Genomic DNA, 17,115 nt, shown 5'->3' with positions numbered 1-17,115 from the left:
TGCCGGCAGGCGCTCACCGAGGAGATCGCGATCGCACCGAGCATTCCGGATATCCACGGCGCCGGCGGCTGCGGCGGCGAGGATCTGGTGCGGCTCGAGGCCATCGTGCTGCCGGACAAGCGCAAGGTCGCGGTCAAACCCGCGGCGATCCTCCGCTGCAGGATGGCAGCCGCGGTCGCCGACTGGGTCCGCACCGATATCGCGCCACTGGCGCAGACCCTCGGCGGCGGGATCAGCAATCTCGACAATTTCGACTCGTTCGAGTGCCGCGGCCGCAATCGCGTCGTCGGCGCGCAGCTCTCCGAGCACGGGCGCGCCAATGCGCTCGATGTGCGCGCCTTTGGTCTCGCCAATGGCAAGTCGATCTCGCTGACCGACCGCAGCGTGGCGCGCGATCTGCGCGAGACCGTGCTGCATTCGGTCTGCGCCCGCTTCTCCACCGTGCTCGGGCCGGGCTCGGACTGGTACCACGAGGACCATATCCATCTCGACCTTGCGGAGCGTCGCAACAATTACCGGATCTGCCAGTGGAACGTGTACGACCCGCTGCCGCGTGTCGCGCCGCTATTGCCGGCCGAGCGCCCCGGAGAGGCACCGCCGCGCGAGGTCGCCGCAAAATCCAATGGCGGCAAGCTGGATGCAGCGAAGGCTGATCACGGCAAGAGCGACCAAGACAAGGCTGCCGACGGCAAGGCGGATGCTGCGGAATCAGATGATCCGGCGGCCTCCGACAGCGCTGCCGAGATCAAGCCGAAGGCAACAAAAAAGCGCCGGCAGAGCCGGCGCTTTTGATCTCGTCCGCTTATCAGGTGCGGTTCAGTAGGTGGCCATGCTGCCGCCCTGCAACGCCATCTGCGGCTTGTAGGGCGAGTCACCGTGCTTCGGTTCCAGCACCACGACGATGGTGCCGAGCTTGACGCGGTTGTAGAGGTCGATGACGTCTTCGTTGGTCATGCGAATGCAGCCCGAGGAGATCGACGAACCGATGTATTCCGGCTGGTTGGTGCCGTGAATGCGGAACAGCGTGTCCTTGCCGCCCGAATAGAGATACATCGCGCGCGAACCCATCGGATTGTCCGGGCCGGGTGCCACGAAGGTCGGAACGCCGAGGCGCGAGATTTCGCCGGGGGTCGGGTGCCAGGCCGGCCATTCGGTCATGCTGCCGACCTTGGCAATGCCGGACCAGGCCATGGCCTCTTCGCCGACGGTGATGCCGTAGCGGATCGCCTTGCCGTCGTTCAGCACGTAGTAGAGGTAATGGTTGTCGGAATCGACCAGGATGGAGCCGGGGGCTTCCTTGCGGTGATATTCGACGATCGCGCGGCGGAACGGTTCAGCTACCGGCGTCTTGACGTAGGTGGTCTTGGCGAGAAGTTCCTTGTCACGCGGCTTGAAGGCAGCAGTATTGGTTGCCTCATAGGTCGTGGCCTGCATGCAGCCCGACAACATCAGGCCCGCGGTCAGGATCCCGAGGGTAACTTTGAGCGACGACATGATTACATTCCAATCGAAAATCCACGCCCGAAAGCGCCAACATTACGCCCCAAACGCCACGATTCCATGAAGGGCATTATTGCCGAAGCGTGGCATTATTCCCAGAGTTTAGATGCCGTTCCCGCATCGCGGGACGCCGTCTGTGGCTTTTTTGCCGCAAGTCTTCTGGCGCGGGTCCGGTTTTTGTGCAAACAGGCAACGGTTTGCTGAGCCCAGCCCACATCCCTGCCACCTGGCCGCCACAAAGATGGACGCCCGGTTAATCTCCCGGTCATGAAGCCCCAGCCAGAATCGCGCTAAGTCCGCCGGTCTGCCCGCCCGTTTCGTGGAGTTCGTTAATGCTGTCGGTGTTCGTCCCTTCCGATTTCAGCCTCAAGAAGGTCGTCGCCACGGAACTGTCGGCGCTGCCGGAAAATGCGGTCTGGGTCGATCTGGCGAATCCGACCGTGGAGGAGGACAGGGCCGTCGAGAAGCTGGCGGGGATCGCGGTTCCGACCCGCGAAGACATGCAGGAGATCGAGATCTCCAGCCGCCTCTATATCGAGAACAGCGCGCGCTACATGACCGCGACGCTGATGTGCCAATCCGATACCGACATGCCGCGGACCACGGCGGTCACCTTCATTCTGACCGGCCATCGGCTGGTTACGGTGCGCTACGACCTCCCGAAGCCGTTCGCACTGGTCGAGAACAAGCTGGCCCGCGCCTGTGCCCCCAGCATCACCGGCGAGCAGGTGCTGATGGAACTGCTGGATGCGGTAATCGACCGCTGCGCCGACATCCTGGAGCGCTGCGGGGCCGACATCGACCAGGTCTCCCACGACATCTTCGAGCCGGAGAGCGAACGCCACGGCCACGCCAAGCAATATTCCCAGATCCTGATCGCGATCGGCCGCAAGGGCGACCTGACCTCGAAGGTCCGCGAGAGCCTGGTCTCGATCGGCCGTCTCGTCACCTTCCTCTCGGCTATCGTGGAAGGGGTGAAATGGTCCAAGGACATGCGCGAGCAGCTCAAGACCATGCAGCGTGACGTGGCCTCACTGACCGACCACGCTTCCTACCTCTCCAGCAAAATTACTTTCGTGCTCGATGCCATGCTCGGCGTGGTCAATTTGGAACAGAACAACATCATCAAGCTGTTCTCGGTGATGGCGGTGGTCTTGATGCCGCCGACGCTGATCGCCTCGATCTACGGCATGAATTTCAAGATGATGCCGGAACTCGAATGGACGCACGGCTATCCGTTTGCGCTGGTGTTGATGCTGGTCGCGGCTGTTGTGCCGTACTGGATTTTCAAGTGGAAGAAGTGGCTCTAGCGCAGTTCCATCGTCGCGTTTTGGGACGCGCTTTTCTGCCTTATTTCCTCTCCTAAAATTTGAGCGTTGCGCTGAACGTTTGGGCGAAACTTGTCTGCGATAACGCCTGCCTCGAAGCCGGAGGACAGCAATGGTTGAGAAGATCATAACGCCACGGCGTAACGTCATCGACTTTGCGCGCTATCAACAGGACCGCGCAGCAGGCAAGGTGCAGGCGATCTCGCCGAGACTTTGCCGTTACTGTGACGCGGCGCTGCTTGATGGCGAGGACGAAGACGAATGCTCCAGCGCGCTGAACGACGTCGCGCTGCGGCAGCCTGAGAAGAAGAAGTCACGCCGGTTTTACGCCGACTAGAGGCAGAAGCCTCGTCCGCGTCGTTACGCCTGCAAGTGAAGCAATCCCAGCATGACGGCCGCGGCGGCGGCCGGGATCGCCTCGAAACTTCCTTCCCCGAAATTGCGGCTCATCCGAAGCTCAGACGTGCTGACCACCGTTAATGTGGATTTCCGCACCGTTCACGTAAGAGCTGGTCTCCGTACAGAGAACGTAAATGATCTTGGCGACCTCGTCCGGGGTGCCGAGGCGATGCATCGGGATCTGCTGGTCGACGATCTTCTCGGTGCCCGGCGACAGGATCGAGGTATCGATCTCGCCCGGCGCGATCGCGTTGACGCGAACGCCGACGCGGCCGAAGTCCGACGCCATCTCACGCGTCAGCGCCGCCAGTGCGGCTTTCGACGTCGCGTAGGCTGCACCCGCGAACGGATGCACGCGCGAGCCGGCGATCGAGGTGACGTTCACCACCGCGCCCTTGGCGTGCTTCAACTCCTCGATCAGCCCGCGCGCGATCATGACCGGTGCGAAGAAGTTGACGTGGAAAACGTGGGTCCAGGTCTCGATGTCGGTGTCCAGGGTACCGAGCCGGCTGCCGTCGGGCGCCTTCGGCGAGATCGCGGCATTGTTGACCAGCGCGTGCAGCTCGTCGTTATCCAGCCGCTGCCGGATCTCGGAGATCGCGCGCACGGTGTCGTCATGGCTGCCGAGATCGACCTCGATGTGGTCTTCCGGTCCGGCGCCCCACGGGCAGACCTCCGGAAACGCGTGCCGCGAGAGGGTGATGACGCGCCAGCCGGCGGACGAGAACCGGATCGCGGTGGCATGGCCGATGCCGCGGCTCGCGCCGGTCAGGAGCAGCGTGCGCCGCGGCGCATTGGAAGGGCGGGTCATCGACAGTTTCTTTCGTTTTCGTCATGCGCGGCGTCGTGCCGGGCATCGACGTCTTCGAACGTTTGAAGATCGGGGACGTCGATGGCCGGGGTCATCTTACACGAAGACGCGCTTCGCACTTTTGACCTTCCATGACGGTCGCATTTTTTCAGGGATAGAGCCGCACCTTCGACCAGGCGCTGGCGGCGGCATCGCGGCGGAATTCGATGCGGTCGTGCAGGCGGAACGGGCGGTCGTGCCAGAACTCGAAGCGTTGTGGCGTGATCCGCCAGCCGCTCCAGCCCGGCGGCCGCGGCACCTCGCCGATGACGTATTTCGCGCCGGCCTTGGCGATCGCCTGCTCGAAGGCGAAGCGGCTTTCGAGCGGTTGCGACTGCTTGCTGGCCCAGGCGCCGATCTGCGCCTGCTTCGGCCTTGTGGCGAAATAGGCGTCGGCCTCGGCATCGGTGACCGGCGTCACCGGCCCGCGGATACGCACCTGTCGGCGCAGCGATTTCCAGTGAAACAGTAAAGCGGCCTTAGGATTTGCGGCCAGTTCGCGGCCCTTGGCGCTGGCAATGTGGCTGTAGAACACGAAGCCGTCGGCGTCGAAGCCCTTCATCAGCACCATCCGCACGTCGGGCAGCCCGTCGGCATCGACGGTCGCAAGCGCCATCGCGTTCGGATCGTTGGGCTCGGACTTGACCGCCTCCGCAAACCATTCGCCGAACAGGGCGAACGGCTCCTCCGCCGCGGTGAAATCACCCGATGTTAACGGTGTCGGGTGTTTGATGGAGGTCGTGTCGGTCATGTCAGGAGTCCCGATTTGCGTTCGCCCGCGTCCGAGAGCGCGTTTCTAGCCCTATATAGGGCATGGGGGCGCGTTGGCCTATCGGCGATCCACCCGGCAGGCGCGGTGGTGACACTGATCCTGATCGGCGTCGGCGCAAGCGGCTGCAGCCTGTCCCGCACCGATGCCTTCGCCAAACTGGACGACAAGGATGTGACCGGCTCGATCAGCCCGACCCAGGTCAACGCTGCCATGCCGACCGACAGCGATCTCGCCTTCGCCCGCAACGCCGCCTCCGACGTGCTGACCAAGGGCGACAAGGATTCCAGCCAGCCGTGGGAAAACCCTCAAACCGGTGCGCGCGGATCGGTGACACCGCTCGCCCAGGCCTATTCGGGCGAAGACGGCAAGACGTGCCGGGATTTCCTCGCCAGCTATGTCAATGGAGCCACCGAGAGCTGGCTGCAGGGCGCCGCCTGCAAGGCTGGACAGGGGCGGTGGGAAATCCATAGTCTGAAGCCGTGGAGAAAGTCCTGAGCGTTCCGGGGAAGCCGGTAGCGGACTAGTTGCAAAAATGCCACTGAGCCCCCATATGAAGGCAAAGTGGGCCCGGATGGGTTCCCAGCAGGACTGATTTTCCCGTGAAGGAGACGTGACGGATGCGCGACCCCTATGAGGTCTTGGGGGTGCAGCGGAGTGCAAGCGCTGCGACGATCAAGAGTGCTTATCGCAAGCTCGCCAAGAAGCATCACCCTGACAACAACAAGAACGACCCGAAGGCGGCTGCCCGCTTTGCGGAGATCAATTCGGCCAATGAGATCGTCGGCGACGAGGACAAGCGCAAGCAGTTCGATCGCGGCGAGATCGATGCCGACGGCAAGCCGCGCTTCCAGGGGTTCCCCGGCGGCGGTGGTGCCGGCGGCCGTGCCGGTCCGGGCGGCTTCGAGTACAGCTTCCGCGGCGGCCCCGGTGGCGGCGGCATGGGTGGTGGCAGCTTCGAGGACATCCTCAACAGCATGTTCGGCAATGCCGCGCGTGGTGGCGGCGCCCGTGCGGGCCGAGCCAGCCCGTTCGAGTTCGACGGCGGCGGGGTCGGCGTCGACCTCGACCTTTCGGTCGCGATGACGGTGTCGCTGGAGGAATCGGTCAGGGGCGGCGACAAGCGTGTCCGCCTGCCGACCGGGCGTGAGCTCAACGTCAAGATTCCGCCCGGCGTCACCGCCGGCCAGCAGATCCGGCTGAAGGGGCAGGGCGACACCGCGCAAGGCCATCCGCCCGGCGATCTCCTGATCACGATCTCGATCGCGCCGCATCCGTTCTTCAAGATCGACGGCAACGATCTGCGGATCGACCTGCCCGTGACCCTCTATGAGGCGGTGCTCGGCGGCAAGGTCCGCGTGCCGACGCTCGGCAGCGCGGTCGAACTGTCGATCCCGAAGAATACCTCGAGCGGACGCACGTTCCGCCTCAAGGGCAAGGGGCTGTCGAAGGCGGGGGTGACCGGCGACCTCTACGTCACGACCCGCATCATCCTTCCGGACGGGAACGATGCCGAGCTTGAGGCATTGATGCAGACGTGGCGGGAGCGTAACCCCTACAATCCGCGAAGCGATCTCGGCTGACCGCCGAGGGCGCGCCCCAGAGACGCGAAGACGCGAAACTGCAACTACCCCGGACTCTATCGGGGTAGACGCCGGGCTGTGAGCGCGTCAAAGGATGACTGGCCGTCCAGCTCCTGGTCTGCGGCGTGCAGGCCCGGATGGCGGAAAAAGGAGTGCGGCCTCGAGAGGGGGACCAGCGCGGTACACAAAACCCCAATCGAGGCCGCGTGCGCCGATCGGCGGATCGGGCGCAGATCATCTTCGCGTGAGCATCCGGTGCGATAATGAGACGCGTCGATGACGCGAATCGAAGTTTTCAATGTCGGAATTGGGACGCCGGGTGAGGCTGGATTCACTTACTCGAAACGACGCAATTTCGCGACGTGATCTCCCGTAAAATTACGGGAGATCAACCTCCGCTCTTCTCCATCTGATCGTAGACGGCCTGCGCGACCTGGGTCAGCCGGCTCCGGTCGGTGCCGCCGCTGACGACATAGGCGACGCCCCGATCGGCCCAGAACAGCGCGCCGTCGCTGCCCTGCGCGGCATAACGCATCTGCGTCGCCTCGGTCTTCGCCTTGGCGGTGTAGACCGTGAAGCGCTCGCCGGACGTGCTCTCATACATCAGGAACGACGCCGGCCCGCTCGGGCCGGGCAGCAGGCGGCCGCCGACCAGCTTCAGCCCGGTGAGCTCCGGCGCACGCACGGCCCAGCCGCAGCGCTTGGTCAGCCATTGCTGCAGATGGTCGCGCTCGCTGCCGGGCACCTCGACGGGATGGCGAACCTCGACCACGTAGAGCCGGTGGGCATCGAGTGCGTCGAGCGTGAAGCTCTGGAAGGTCGTCGGTGCAGCCGTAGCGCCGCGCGCGACCCAGCCGACGCCGCCGCCGGCGATGAAGGCCATCAGCGTTGCCGCCACCGCGCCATAGATCCAGCGGCGCGGCTGGCGCACCAGCCGCTCGAGCTCGAGCCGCTTCGGCACGGCCTCGTCCAGCACGGTGTCGTAGCGCGCATGCAGCGTCTCGGCCATCGCGCGCCATGACTGCACCCGCGCCGCGTCGTCAGGATGTGCGGCGAGCCACGCCTCGACATCGCCGCGGCGTTCGGCCGGCAGCTCGTTGTCGACGTAGGCGTGCAGCTCGTCTTCGGTGACGGGGATGTTCGGGTCGGTCATATCAGTCGTCTCTGCCAAATCTTGTTTGAAAATCGTTCAAGCGTAACACCTGCCATCGTGCACATTATCATTTCACCCGCCGCAACGCCGGGCGCTGGCCCTCGATCGATGCCCGCACATGGGCGCGCGCGCGGGCGAGGCGGGACATTACCGTGCCGATCGGCACGCCCTGGATGTCGGCGACCTCCCGGTAGCTCATGCCCTCCAGCATCACGAGCAGCAGCACCGAGCGTTGCTCCTCGACCAGCGTCGACAGCGCGCGCTCGATGTCGCGGCCCTCGGCCTCGGTGCCGCTGGCGTCGGCATTGTTGTCGATCAGCGGCATCAGGGGCGGCCGCCGCGCCAGCGAGCGCCTTCGGTTCTTGTTCAGATTGGTCAGGATCGTATAGAGCCAGCTCCGGACATCGCCGCCGAGAAACAGCCGCTCCGAGCGCAGCGCGCGCACCAGCGTGTCCTGCACCAGATCGTCGGCGATATCCGTGTCACGTGCCAGCGCGCGCGCATAGCGGCGCAGCGCCGGAATCATGGCTTCGACACTTTGACGAAACGCGGTCATGCATCCAGTCTTCGATGGTCTCGGCGACAGTGCCTTGCCCAACATAACACCCTAACGGCGTGGCTATTCCGGTTGCACCAATCTCCGCGCATACCGCCTCGGCTGCGGCCGATTTGGGCTTGTCGCCGGCCGAAGCGCTGGTGTACCTCGGAGCCGAAAAAATTCGAAGCGTGGAAGCCTTGATATCAGGCGCCCGACAGCTCGCTCAGCAAGGACCAGCCGTTACGGGAATGCCGGTGCCAATGATCTACTACATCCGCCACGGCGAAACCTCGTGGAACGCCGAAGGCCGGCTTCAGGGCGCGCAGGACATTGCCCTCAACGAGCGCGGCCGCGCCCAGGCCGCGCAGGCCGGGCGCATCCTCGCCGGTCTGCTGGCGCGCGATGACCGTGACAAGACGACGCTGCCGTTCGTCGCGAGCCCGCTGATCCGTGCGCGCGCGACCATGGAGCTGGTGCGCACCGAGCTCGGCCTGCCGGCGGGCGACTATGCCCTCGACGACAGGCTGCGCGAGATCGGCTACGGGACGTGGGAAGGCTCGACGCTGGCGCAGGCGCAGGCTGCCGATCCCGTCATTTATGCCCGCCGCCTGGCCGAGAAGTGGACGGTGGCGCCGGAGGGCGGCGAGAGCTATGTCGACGTGCAGGTGCGGATGACCGAGTGGTACCATTCGGTGACCTCCGACACGGTCGCCGTCGCTCATGGCGGCACGGCGCGGGCGCTGATGGTGGCGCTCGGCTTCGAGACGCCGGCCTCGGCCGCCGAGCTTTATATCGAGCAGGGCGCGGTCTACGTGTTCGGCGCGGCGGGCCTGCAGAAATATAGTTAAGGGCGCCCGGCCGTCGACGTCTCTGGGACTATGAAACCCGTTTGACGCTGCCGACCCTGCGCGTTACGACACGCCATGTCCTTCAATACCTTCGGCCATATGTTCCGCGTCACGACCTTCGGCGAGAGCCACGGGGTCGCGATCGGCTGCGTGGTGGATGGCTGCCCGCCGATGATCCCTCTGACCGTGGAGGAGATCCAGCACGACCTCGATCGCCGCCGGCCCGGCCAGTCGCGCTTCACCACCCAGCGCCAGGAGCCGGATGCTGTGAAGATCCTGTCCGGCGTGATGCCGCATCCGGAGAGCGGAGTGCAGGTCACGACCGGCACGCCGATCGCGCTGCTGATCGAGAACACCGATCAGCGCTCGAAGGATTATTCCGAGATCAAGGACAAGTTCCGCCCCGGCCACGCCGACTTCACCTATGAAGCGAAATACGGCCTGCGCGACTACCGCGGCGGCGGACGCTCCTCCGCGCGCGAGACCGCAAGCCGTGTCGCGGCCGGCGCGATCGCGCGCAAGGTCCTGCCCGAGGTGAAGGTGCGCGGCGCGCTGGTGCAGATGGGCCCGCACAAGATCGACCGCGAGAAGTGGGACTGGGACGAGATCGCCAACAACCCGTTCTTCTGTCCCGACAAGGACAAGGCGGCGTTCTTCGAGAGCTATCTCGACGGCATCAGGAAGAGCGGCTCCTCGATCGGCGCCGTCATCGAAGTTGTCGCCGAAGGTGTGCCGGCCGGGCTCGGCGCACCGATCTACGCAAAACTCGACAGCGATCTGGCCTCCGCGATGATGAGCATCAACGCGGTCAAGGGTGTCGAGATCGGCGCCGGCTTCGGCGCCGCCGAGCTCACCGGCGAAGAGAACGCCGACGAGATGCGGACCGGCAACAACGGAACGCGCTTCCTCTCCAACCATGCCGGCGGCGTGCTCGGCGGCATCTCGACCGGCCAGCCGGTGGTGGTGCGCTTTGCGGTCAAGCCGACGTCGTCGATCCTGACCACGCGCCGCACCGTCGACCGCAAGGGCGCCGACACCGATATCCTGACCAAGGGCCGCCACGATCCCTGCGTCGGCATCCGCGCGGTGCCGGTCGGCGAGGCCATGATGGCCTGCGTTTTGGCCGATCATTTTCTGCGCGACCGCGGGCAGACCGGGCGCTGATCCCCTGTATAGTGGCGGTCGCCAGACCGCCTCGGGGAATGCCATGAACGCGTCGGAGCTTCGGGACATCATCGAATGGATGATCGGCGGCGCGCGCTCGGCGCCGACCCCGCAGCAGATGATGGCGGAATGCTGCGAACGCCTGCTGCGGGCCGGCCTGCCGCTGTGGCGGGTCGGCGTCTTCGTGCGCACGCTGCATCCCGAGATCTACGGCCGGCATTTCTTCTGGAAGCCGGGCACCGAGGTCGAGACCGGCACCGTCGATCACAACATCCTGGACTCCCCGGAATTTGCCGTCAGCCCGCTGTCGATCGTCTTCAAGCAGGGCGTCGAGGTGCGTGCGCGGCTCGACGATCCCGCCAGCAAGCGCTTTCCGATCGTCGTGGATTTGCAGGAAGAGGGCGTCACCGACTACATCGCGGTGCCGCTGATCAACACCGACGGCTTTCCCAATGCCTCGAGCTGGACCACAAGGCAGCCGGGCGGCTTCACCGATGAGCAGCTCGACGCGATCCGCTCGATCACCGTGCCGTTGGCGCGCTACATCGAGATCGTCACGCTGCGCCGCACCGCCACGCTGCTGCTCGATACTTATGTCGGCAACCGTGCCGGCGAGCGCATCATGGGCGGCCAGATCCGGCGCGGCCATGCCGATACGATGGATGCCGCGATCTGGCTGTCCGACCTGCGCGGCTTCACTGCGCTGTCGGACCGCCTGCCGGCCGAGACGGTCGTCGAGATCCTCAATCTCTATTTCGATTGCCAGGTCACCGCCATTCGCGACCAGGGCGGCGAAGTGCTCAAATTCATGGGCGACGGCCTGCTCGCAGTGTTTCCGGTCGACGAATATCTCGGCGACGAGGTGCAGGTCTGCTCGCGGGTGCTGGAGGCCGCGCGCGCATCCCGCGCCGGGGTCGAGGCGCTGCAATTTTCCAATGGTGACGCGGTCGAGCGCTTCCGCTTCGGCGTCGCGCTGCATCTCGGGCGCGTGCTCTATGGCAATATCGGCGGCGGCAACCGGCTCGACTTCACCTGCATCGGTCCGGCGGTCAATCTCGCCGCGCGGCTGGAGAAGATCGCCGGCCGTCTCGGCCGCACGGTCGTCGCCTCCGAGCGCTTCGCCGGCATCCACGACGGCGGCTGGAGCGATCTCGGCGAGTTTCCGATCGCGGGATTTGCCAAGGCCGAACGGGTCTACGGCCTGTTCGACGAGGCGCCGGTCGCGGCTGCTGGTTGACGGCGGCGCGTGGTGACCGACAGTGACGCGCAGCACCGCACCGGGATCGCGCTGGTCGTTGCGGCAGCAGCGGCCTGGAGCACTGCGCCGTTCTTCACCCGCCTGCTGCACTTCGATTCCTGGACCATCCTGCTCTGGCGCGGGCTGTTCGGCGGCGGTGCGATCGCGCTGTTCCTGGTCGCGACGCAGGGCCGGCGCGGCGTGCGCGATCTGGTCGAGATGCCTGCGAGCGGATGGCTGGTGGCCGGTCTTTCGACCTTCGGCATGGTGACGTTCATACCGGCGCTGCAGCTGACCAGCGTCGCCAATGTCGCGATCCTGATCGCGATGCAGCCGTTCGTGGCGGCCGCGATCGCCTGGCTTTGGCTGCGCGAGCGGGCGCGGCGCGGCACATTGCTGGCAAGTCTCGTCGCGCTCGCGGGTGTGGCCATCACCGTCAGCGGCGCCGTCGGCATCACGGATTACAGGGGCATCGGCCTTGCCTGCCTGATGGTGCTCGCGATCTCCCTGATGACGGTGGTGATCCGACGACACAGGGGTACGCCGATGATCGCCGCCGCGGCGCTCTCGAACTTTCTCGGCAGCGCCATCAGCTTGCCGTTGGGGCAGGGCATCGGCGCGGTCAGCGGAGCCGATCTCGGTGTGCTCGCGATGTTCGGGGCATGCCAGGTGGGGCTCGGTCTCACCCTGTTCGCGGTCGGCTCCAGATTGCTGCCGTCCGCGCAGGCCTCGCTGATCGCAACCCTCGAAACGCCGCTGATGCCGTTCTGGGTGTGGCTGGCGTTTGCTGAAGTGCCGTCGCTGCGCGCCCTCGTTGGCGGCGCACTGGTGATGGGTGCAGTCGTCGCCGACATTGCGATCAGCCAGCCCGTCGAGCCGGCGCGGCGGTGATGCCTGCTACTCTTCCGGCTCGGTCGTGAACAACAGCGGATAGCCCTTGGCGCGGCCGGCATCGGTGGCGCGCGTCGCCTTGGTCTCGGCGACGTCCCTCGTGAAGACGGCGACCACGCAGACGCCGCGCTGGTGAGCGGTCAGCATCACCTTGTAGGCCTGATCGTCGGTCATGCGGAATTCACCCTTCAGCACGGTGACGACGAATTCGCGCGGCGTGTAGTCGTCGTTGACCAGGATCACCTTGTGCAGGCGCGGCCGCTCGACCTTGGTCTTCGTCCTGGTTTTCGGCTTGACGACCGTATCGGGCATCGCCCGGCACTCCCTCGCGATTGCCCCGTAAGAATACCGTCTTCCGTCGTGTGTTGGAACCGTTCGATTTGCACGGCGTCATTGCGGCAACGGCACGGCGCGTGTTGCCGCATTCGCGGCACGCGCGTCTAACCTCGACGCGTCTAACTTGAATGTGAAGGACAGATGATATCTGCGCTTTTCGCCGCCTGATTTGCGTGTCACCATGACAGACACACGACGGGAGGGCCGCAATGCGCTGGTATGTCTCGATCGGAGCGGTGCTTGTCGCGGGCATGTTGGCCAGCGGCGATGTGGCCGGTGTTGCCGCGCCCGGCCCGGGAACACAGACTGGCCGGCTGGCTGAAAAGGAATCTACGCCGAGCGTCGACATCGAGTTGATCATCGCAGTCGATGTCTCTTATTCAATGGACATGGACGAGCTCGCGATCCAGCGCGAGGGCTATGCGCAGGCAATCGTCTCCAAGGATTTCCTGCAGGCGCTGAAGGCCGGGCCGAACGGCAAGATCTCGGTCACCTATTTCGAATGGGCCGCCTCCAACGACCAGAAGGTCATCATTCCCTGGCGCGTGATCGACGGCCCTGAATCCGCCGATGCTGTCTCTGCCGAGATCATGAAGACTCCGGTGCGGCGCGCTTCGCGCACGTCGATTTCGGGTGCGATTTATTTCGCGATCCCGATGTTCGACGAGAACCCGCATCGCGGCCTGCGCCGCGTGATCGATATTTCCGGCGACGGACCCAACAATAACGGCACGCCGATCACGCCTGCGCGCGATGCGGCCCTCGACAAGGGCATCGTCATCAACGGCCTGCCGATCATGGTGAAGGAGCCGTCCTACTCGACGATGGATATCGACAATCTCGACTATTATTACGAGGACTGCGTGATCGGCGGACCCGGCTCCTTCGTGGTGACGATCAAGGATCGAGAGAAATTCAAGGAGGCGATCCGCACCAAGCTGCTGCTCGAAGTCGCCGGCCGAACCCCCGAGCGCCCGATCGTGCGAACCGCCGAGAAGGAGCCGCGGGTCAATTGCATGATCGGTGAGAAGATCTGGCAGGATCGCTGGGGACGATAGCGATCATACCCATCCTACGCTCGGCCGATATCGCTTAGCTCATTCTCCAACGCGCGCAGCGTCTGCAACGCTGCCGCTTGCTCTGCCGCTCCGATCCGCCGCCAGACTTCGGAAGCACGCGTGGCGAGGTTGCGAACCGTCACCGGAAAATTCGCTGCCTGCGCCAGCGCACCCTTCTCGTTGATCAGGTACTGCCCGTTCAGCGCGAACAGCACCTGCGCGATGCAGGCGAGCGCGCGATAGGCGCAGCCGGCGATCTGCGTGCCGTCGCCACGCGGCAGAGCAAGCTCGGCATTCTCGATGCTGAACAGGATTTCCCATTGAAAGCGTCGCACTAGGGCGTCGCGCAGCGCGGGCGGGTAGGGTGCGGTTCTTGCCTTCATCGCCGCAATGAGGTCGTCGGGGTCATGCAGGACACGGCACAGCGCGACCTCGCCCATCCAGATCGCCGAGCAGAAGCCGTGCGGATGGCCCGGCTGGTAATGCATGCTGACGTCGCCATTCCGGCAGGCGTCGATGACGTCAGTGACCTGCTCGATGCTGCGGTAGAGCAGGTCGACCTTGCGGCCGCCGATCCTGAGCCAGGCGCCGCCGACGATCCAGGGTCCCCATTCCCCGACCGGCGTCACATGCATGGCAGCGGAGTCATCGACCAGGCCCATCACAGCCTCGCGCAGCCGTTCGTTATCGAGTGCAGCGCCGTCCCTGTAGTAGAGGCCGAGATCATAGTCGGAGGTGTCATGTGCCGTGCCGCGCGCCCGCGAGCCGCCGAGCACGATGGCGGCGACACCAGGCACGGTGGTGAGGACCGGAATGATGCGTGCGAGCAGTGGATCATCGGTCATGATGCGCAGATTATAGCGAGACCGCCGCGTGCCGCGATAGCCGCACGTCGTCTCAACGGGCGAACCGCGCCACCAGTTCGACATGCGGAGTGTGGCGGAACTGGTCGACCGGCGTGACATCAGAAATCTTGTAGCCGCCATCGATCAGAATTTTCGCGTCGCGCGCAAACGTCGCGGCGTTGCAGGACACCGCGACGATCACCGGCACCCTGCTCGCCGCAAGCTGGGTGACCTGCGCCTGCGCGCCCTGGCGGGGCGGATCGAACACCACGGCGTCATAGTCGCGCAATTCCTGCGACATCAGGGGACGGCGAAACAGGTCGCGCGCCTCGGCCTTGAGCGGCTTCAGCCCTGGCGTCGTTTGTGCGGCCTTTTGCAGCGCCGCGATCGCGCCGGCGTCGCTGTCGAATGCCGTGATCCGCGCCTTTTCCGCGAGGCGAAGCGCGAACGGGCCGACACCGCAAAACAGATCGGCGATGTGCTTGGCGCGTCCGCAGCGCTCGAGAACCGATGCGGCAAGCGTCTCCTCGCCCTTGACGGTCGCCTGCAGGAACGAGCCCGGAGGCAGCACCACCTTGGCCTTGCCGATCGCAATCTCGGGAGAGCCGCGCTGCAGCACCAGCTCGCCGTGCCGCGTCAGCCGCGCCAGCCGGTGTTTCTCGGCGACGCGCGACAAGGTGGTGATCAGGCTCGTCGGCAGGGAGCCCGAGCCGCGCACGTCGATGTCGAAACCGTTGAGGGTCGCGGTCACCTGGATGTCGAGCGGCTTGCCGATCGCGATGAGCGGCTCGGCGACCGCCCAGGCCGCCTCGAGCGCGCCGTCGAGCGCCGGATCGAGGATAGGACAGCGGTCGACGGGGATGATGTCGTGCGAGCCGACGGCGGCGAAGCCGACCTTGAGGACCTCATGCGTCGCCATGCGTGCATGCAGCGTGATGCGGCGGCGGCCCGTGCCATGGGCGTCGAGCAGCGGCGCGACGTCGGCAGCGATCTTCGCCTGTGCCAGCGTCTCGACCACGATGTTGCGTTTCCAGGCATGGTAGGGCGCGTCGCTCCAGTGCTGGATCGCGCAGCCGCCACAGACGCCGAAATGCGGGCAGAACGGCGCAATGCGCTCGGGACTCTCCTGCGTCACCCGGACCAACCGCCGCCGGTCGGGATGGTGACCGGGCACGTCTTCGACCTCGACGGTTTCGCCAGCCAGCGTGTAGGGCACGAAGATCGACTGCGCGCCGTCGGTCGCGACGCCGTCGCCGCGATGCCCGACATGGTCGATGGTGAGCTGCTCAGCCACGGCGCGCGCCGAGGAAGAATTCGATATTGCCGTCGCCACCGGTGATCGATGACGGGAACACCTGAATGTCGGTGCAGCCGAGCGAGGCGGCAAAGGCTGCGATATCGTCGCAGATTTCCTGGTGCACCATCGCGTTGCGGATGACGCCGCGCTTGGAATGTTTGCGCGCCGCCTCGAACTGCGGCTTGATCAGCGCGAGCAGATGCATCGGCGCGGCCGCCAGCGACAGCGCCACCGGCAGCACCAGCTTCAGCGAGATGAAGCTGACATCGATCACCACGACGTCGGGCCGCGCCGGCAGGCGCTTGCCCTCGAAATTCCTGATGTCGGTCTCCTCCATGGAGACGATCTTCGAATGCCCTTGCAGCGAGGGATGCAGCTGGCCGCGGCCGACATCGACGGCAAATACGAGGCTCGCACCATTGGCAAGCAGCACTTCGGTGAAGCCGCCGGTCGAGGCGCCGACATCGAGACAGACGTGGCCCTCGACGTCGATCGGATAATGCTCGAGCGCACCGGCGAGCTTGACGCCGCCGCGCGAGACATAGGGATGCGCCGGTTCGGCGGTGAGTCCGGCGCCGGGCGCGACGATCTCGGACGCCTTCGCAATTGGCTTGCCGTCGGCGGTCACCAGCCCGGCGTCGATTGCGGCGCGCGCCCGCGCCCGGCTTTCGAACAGGCCGCGTTCGACCAGCAGCACGTCGATGCGCTTGCCGGCCGACGCGTCGTTGTCGCCCGCCTTGGTCACTTGACGCCCTGCCGGCGCTGCGCCGCGGCGAGCCGCACGCAGGCCTCGAACGAGGTGAGGTCGTGCCAGAGGTCGGCCGCCGGCTCTCGTGGGGTCACCAGCGGACTGCCGTGCAGATCGAGCGCGTGCATCATCATCAGATTGTCCGGCAATCCAAACTCTTCCACCGTCAGCCCCTCCGCGTCGATCAGGCGTCCGTCGGATGCCGGCACGACCTGGCTGAGCCGCGCCACGCGATTGGCGTAGGACGTGGGATCGTTCGAATAGGCGAGGCACAGTTTGCCGCGTCCCGCCATGTAGCCGAGTTCGTAGACCGTGCCTGCGTCGGCACTGGGGCCGCGAAACGGCGTCAAATTGGCGATGATGGCGTCGGCAGACTCCATCATCGCCTCGTTGCTTTTGAAGATGGTGAGTGAGGCGCCGGCGGCTGTCGGATCGATGCTGTTGTCGAGCGGATACAGCCCGGTCAGCCCGTGATAGGCACAAACCTCCGCCTTGCGACGGCCGATCTCCACGGCATCCGGCAGGAACACGTCAGGACCTGCCAGATAGATCTTCATGGACTTACCGGCGC

Annotated in this window: 20 protein-coding genes; 10 read left to right on the top strand and 10 right to left on the bottom strand. The window is 65.4% G+C overall.

The window, feature by feature from the left end; translation table 11 throughout:
* Positions 1 to 792 (top strand): extensin family protein (locus tag H8A92_RS26845; protein WP_229198544.1); only part of this gene is annotated, 792 nt, incomplete at its 5' end.
* Positions 793 to 816: 24 nt separating this feature from the next.
* Here the strand turns inward: H8A92_RS26845 and H8A92_RS26840 are convergent.
* Entirely contained in the window at positions 817 to 1,494 is a 678-nt protein-coding gene (locus tag H8A92_RS26840) for a L,D-transpeptidase (RefSeq protein ID WP_229198543.1), read from the bottom strand.
* 338 nt (positions 1,495 to 1,832) lie between these two features.
* Between H8A92_RS26840 and H8A92_RS26835 the strand changes: the two genes are divergently transcribed.
* The gene (locus H8A92_RS26835; RefSeq protein WP_229198542.1) at positions 1,833 to 2,810 is read left to right on the top strand and encodes a magnesium transporter CorA family protein; all 978 of its coding nucleotides are present in this window, start codon (positions 1,833 to 1,835) and stop codon (positions 2,808 to 2,810) included.
* A 130-nt stretch (positions 2,811 to 2,940) separates the two neighbouring features.
* A complete protein-coding gene (locus tag H8A92_RS26830; RefSeq protein ID WP_229198541.1) occupies positions 2,941 to 3,165 on the top strand; it encodes a hypothetical protein in 225 nt (74 codons plus the stop codon).
* 120 nt (positions 3,166 to 3,285) lie between these two features.
* On the opposite strand, the gene H8A92_RS26825 is transcribed toward H8A92_RS26830, so the two are convergent.
* Together H8A92_RS26825 and pdxH are read right to left on the bottom strand one after the other, a co-directional pair.
* Positions 3,286 to 4,038: an SDR family NAD(P)-dependent oxidoreductase gene (locus tag H8A92_RS26825; protein ID WP_229198540.1), complete on the bottom strand. Its 753-nt coding sequence runs from the start codon at positions 4,036 to 4,038 to the stop codon at positions 3,286 to 3,288.
* 148 nt (positions 4,039 to 4,186) lie between these two features.
* Positions 4,187 to 4,828, bottom strand: a complete 642-nt coding sequence (gene pdxH, locus H8A92_RS26820; RefSeq protein ID WP_229198539.1) for a pyridoxamine 5'-phosphate oxidase — start codon at positions 4,826 to 4,828, stop codon at positions 4,187 to 4,189.
* A 105-nt stretch (positions 4,829 to 4,933) separates the two neighbouring features.
* Here pdxH and H8A92_RS26815 point away from each other — a divergent pair, with 105 nt between their 5' ends.
* Together H8A92_RS26815 and H8A92_RS26810 are read left to right on the top strand one after the other, a co-directional pair.
* Positions 4,934 to 5,344, top strand: a complete 411-nt coding sequence (locus H8A92_RS26815) for an RT0821/Lpp0805 family surface protein (protein ID WP_338026638.1) — start codon at positions 4,934 to 4,936, stop codon at positions 5,342 to 5,344.
* 122 nt (positions 5,345 to 5,466) lie between these two features.
* A complete protein-coding gene (locus H8A92_RS26810) occupies positions 5,467 to 6,429 on the top strand; it encodes a DnaJ C-terminal domain-containing protein (RefSeq protein ID WP_229198538.1) in 963 nt (320 codons plus the stop codon).
* 388 nt (positions 6,430 to 6,817) lie between these two features.
* On the opposite strand, the gene H8A92_RS26805 is transcribed toward H8A92_RS26810, so the two are convergent.
* The gene (locus H8A92_RS26805) at positions 6,818 to 7,582 is read right to left on the bottom strand and encodes an anti-sigma factor family protein (RefSeq protein ID WP_229198537.1); all 765 of its coding nucleotides are present in this window, start codon (positions 7,580 to 7,582) and stop codon (positions 6,818 to 6,820) included.
* 67 nt (positions 7,583 to 7,649) lie between these two features.
* Positions 7,650 to 8,138: a sigma-70 family RNA polymerase sigma factor gene (locus H8A92_RS26800; protein ID WP_229198536.1), complete on the bottom strand. Its 489-nt coding sequence runs from the start codon at positions 8,136 to 8,138 to the stop codon at positions 7,650 to 7,652.
* Between the two features lie 230 nt (positions 8,139 to 8,368).
* Between H8A92_RS26800 and H8A92_RS26795 the strand changes: the two genes are divergently transcribed.
* From H8A92_RS26795 to H8A92_RS26780, 4 genes are all read left to right on the top strand, one after another.
* Entirely contained in the window at positions 8,369 to 8,968 is a 600-nt protein-coding gene (locus H8A92_RS26795) for a histidine phosphatase family protein (protein ID WP_229198535.1), read from the top strand.
* A 75-nt stretch (positions 8,969 to 9,043) separates the two neighbouring features.
* Positions 9,044 to 10,132: a chorismate synthase gene (gene aroC / locus H8A92_RS26790; RefSeq protein ID WP_229198534.1), complete on the top strand. Its 1,089-nt coding sequence runs from the start codon at positions 9,044 to 9,046 to the stop codon at positions 10,130 to 10,132.
* Positions 10,133 to 10,175: 43 nt separating this feature from the next.
* Positions 10,176 to 11,369, top strand: coding sequence for an adenylate/guanylate cyclase domain-containing protein (locus H8A92_RS26785; RefSeq protein ID WP_229198533.1), 1,194 nt, complete (start codon positions 10,176 to 10,178; stop codon positions 11,367 to 11,369).
* 12 nt (positions 11,370 to 11,381) lie between these two features.
* The gene (locus H8A92_RS26780; protein WP_229198532.1) at positions 11,382 to 12,260 is read left to right on the top strand and encodes a DMT family transporter; all 879 of its coding nucleotides are present in this window, start codon (positions 11,382 to 11,384) and stop codon (positions 12,258 to 12,260) included.
* 6 nt (positions 12,261 to 12,266) lie between these two features.
* On the opposite strand, the gene clpS is transcribed toward H8A92_RS26780, so the two are convergent.
* Entirely contained in the window at positions 12,267 to 12,572 is a 306-nt protein-coding gene (gene clpS / locus H8A92_RS26775) for an ATP-dependent Clp protease adapter ClpS (protein WP_021076758.1), read from the bottom strand.
* 233 nt (positions 12,573 to 12,805) lie between these two features.
* Between clpS and H8A92_RS26770 the strand changes: the two genes are divergently transcribed.
* Positions 12,806 to 13,654: a DUF1194 domain-containing protein gene (locus tag H8A92_RS26770; protein ID WP_229198531.1), complete on the top strand. Its 849-nt coding sequence runs from the start codon at positions 12,806 to 12,808 to the stop codon at positions 13,652 to 13,654.
* A gap of 14 nt (positions 13,655 to 13,668) precedes the next feature.
* Here H8A92_RS26770 and H8A92_RS26765 read toward each other — a convergent pair whose 3' ends face one another.
* The 4 genes from H8A92_RS26765 to H8A92_RS26750 are packed head-to-tail and all read right to left on the bottom strand — an operon-like array spanning position 13,669 to position 17,101.
* The gene (locus H8A92_RS26765) at positions 13,669 to 14,499 is read right to left on the bottom strand and encodes a nucleotidyltransferase domain-containing protein (RefSeq protein ID WP_229198530.1); all 831 of its coding nucleotides are present in this window, start codon (positions 14,497 to 14,499) and stop codon (positions 13,669 to 13,671) included.
* Positions 14,500 to 14,551: 52 nt separating this feature from the next.
* Positions 14,552 to 15,793 carry a class I SAM-dependent RNA methyltransferase gene (locus H8A92_RS26760; protein WP_229198529.1) on the bottom strand — a complete coding sequence of 414 codons (1,242 nt, stop codon included), beginning with the start codon at positions 15,791 to 15,793 and terminating at the stop codon, positions 14,552 to 14,554.
* Complete coding sequence (locus H8A92_RS26755; protein ID WP_229198528.1) at positions 15,786 to 16,541, bottom strand: TlyA family RNA methyltransferase; 756 nt, start codon at positions 16,539 to 16,541, stop codon at positions 15,786 to 15,788. Before H8A92_RS26755 ends, H8A92_RS26760 begins: the two co-directional genes overlap by 8 nt.
* A complete protein-coding gene (locus tag H8A92_RS26750; protein ID WP_163158070.1) occupies positions 16,538 to 17,101 on the bottom strand; it encodes a nucleoside 2-deoxyribosyltransferase in 564 nt (187 codons plus the stop codon). Before H8A92_RS26750 ends, H8A92_RS26755 begins: the two co-directional genes overlap by 4 nt.
* Positions 17,102 to 17,115: the final 14 nt, after the last annotated feature.

Origin of the sequence: Bradyrhizobium acaciae, from assembly GCF_020889785.1 — a bacterium.
Classification (GTDB): domain Bacteria; phylum Pseudomonadota; class Alphaproteobacteria; order Rhizobiales; family Xanthobacteraceae; genus Bradyrhizobium; species Bradyrhizobium acaciae.
This window is presented reverse-complemented; position numbering and strand designations above follow the sequence as displayed.

Bases quoted from the DNA above. Each gene is read 5' to 3' on its own strand.
- H8A92_RS26840 (WP_229198543.1), bottom strand. From the start codon at position 1,494: ATGTCGTCGCTCAAAGTTACCCTCGGGATCCTGACCGCGGGCCTGATG.
- H8A92_RS26835 (WP_229198542.1), top strand. From the start codon at position 1,833: ATGCTGTCGGTGTTCGTCCCTTCCGATTTCAGCCTCAAGAAGGTCGTC.
- H8A92_RS26830 (WP_229198541.1), top strand. From the start codon at position 2,941: ATGGTTGAGAAGATCATAACGCCACGGCGTAACGTCATCGACTTTGCG.
- H8A92_RS26825 (WP_229198540.1), bottom strand. From the start codon at position 4,038: ATGACCCGCCCTTCCAATGCGCCGCGGCGCACGCTGCTCCTGACCGGC.
- pdxH (WP_229198539.1), bottom strand. From the start codon at position 4,828: ATGACCGACACGACCTCCATCAAACACCCGACACCGTTAACATCGGGT.
- H8A92_RS26810 (WP_229198538.1), top strand. From the start codon at position 5,467: ATGCGCGACCCCTATGAGGTCTTGGGGGTGCAGCGGAGTGCAAGCGCT.
- H8A92_RS26805 (WP_229198537.1), bottom strand. From the start codon at position 7,582: ATGACCGACCCGAACATCCCCGTCACCGAAGACGAGCTGCACGCCTAC.
- H8A92_RS26800 (WP_229198536.1), bottom strand. From the start codon at position 8,138: ATGACCGCGTTTCGTCAAAGTGTCGAAGCCATGATTCCGGCGCTGCGC.
- H8A92_RS26795 (WP_229198535.1), top strand. From the start codon at position 8,369: ATGCCGGTGCCAATGATCTACTACATCCGCCACGGCGAAACCTCGTGG.
- aroC (WP_229198534.1), top strand. From the start codon at position 9,044: ATGTCCTTCAATACCTTCGGCCATATGTTCCGCGTCACGACCTTCGGC.
- H8A92_RS26785 (WP_229198533.1), top strand. From the start codon at position 10,176: ATGAACGCGTCGGAGCTTCGGGACATCATCGAATGGATGATCGGCGGC.
- clpS (WP_021076758.1), bottom strand. From the start codon at position 12,572: ATGCCCGATACGGTCGTCAAGCCGAAAACCAGGACGAAGACCAAGGTC.
- H8A92_RS26770 (WP_229198531.1), top strand. From the start codon at position 12,806: ATGCGCTGGTATGTCTCGATCGGAGCGGTGCTTGTCGCGGGCATGTTG.
- H8A92_RS26765 (WP_229198530.1), bottom strand. From the start codon at position 14,499: ATGACCGATGATCCACTGCTCGCACGCATCATTCCGGTCCTCACCACC.
- H8A92_RS26750 (WP_163158070.1), bottom strand. From the start codon at position 17,101: ATGAAGATCTATCTGGCAGGTCCTGACGTGTTCCTGCCGGATGCCGTG.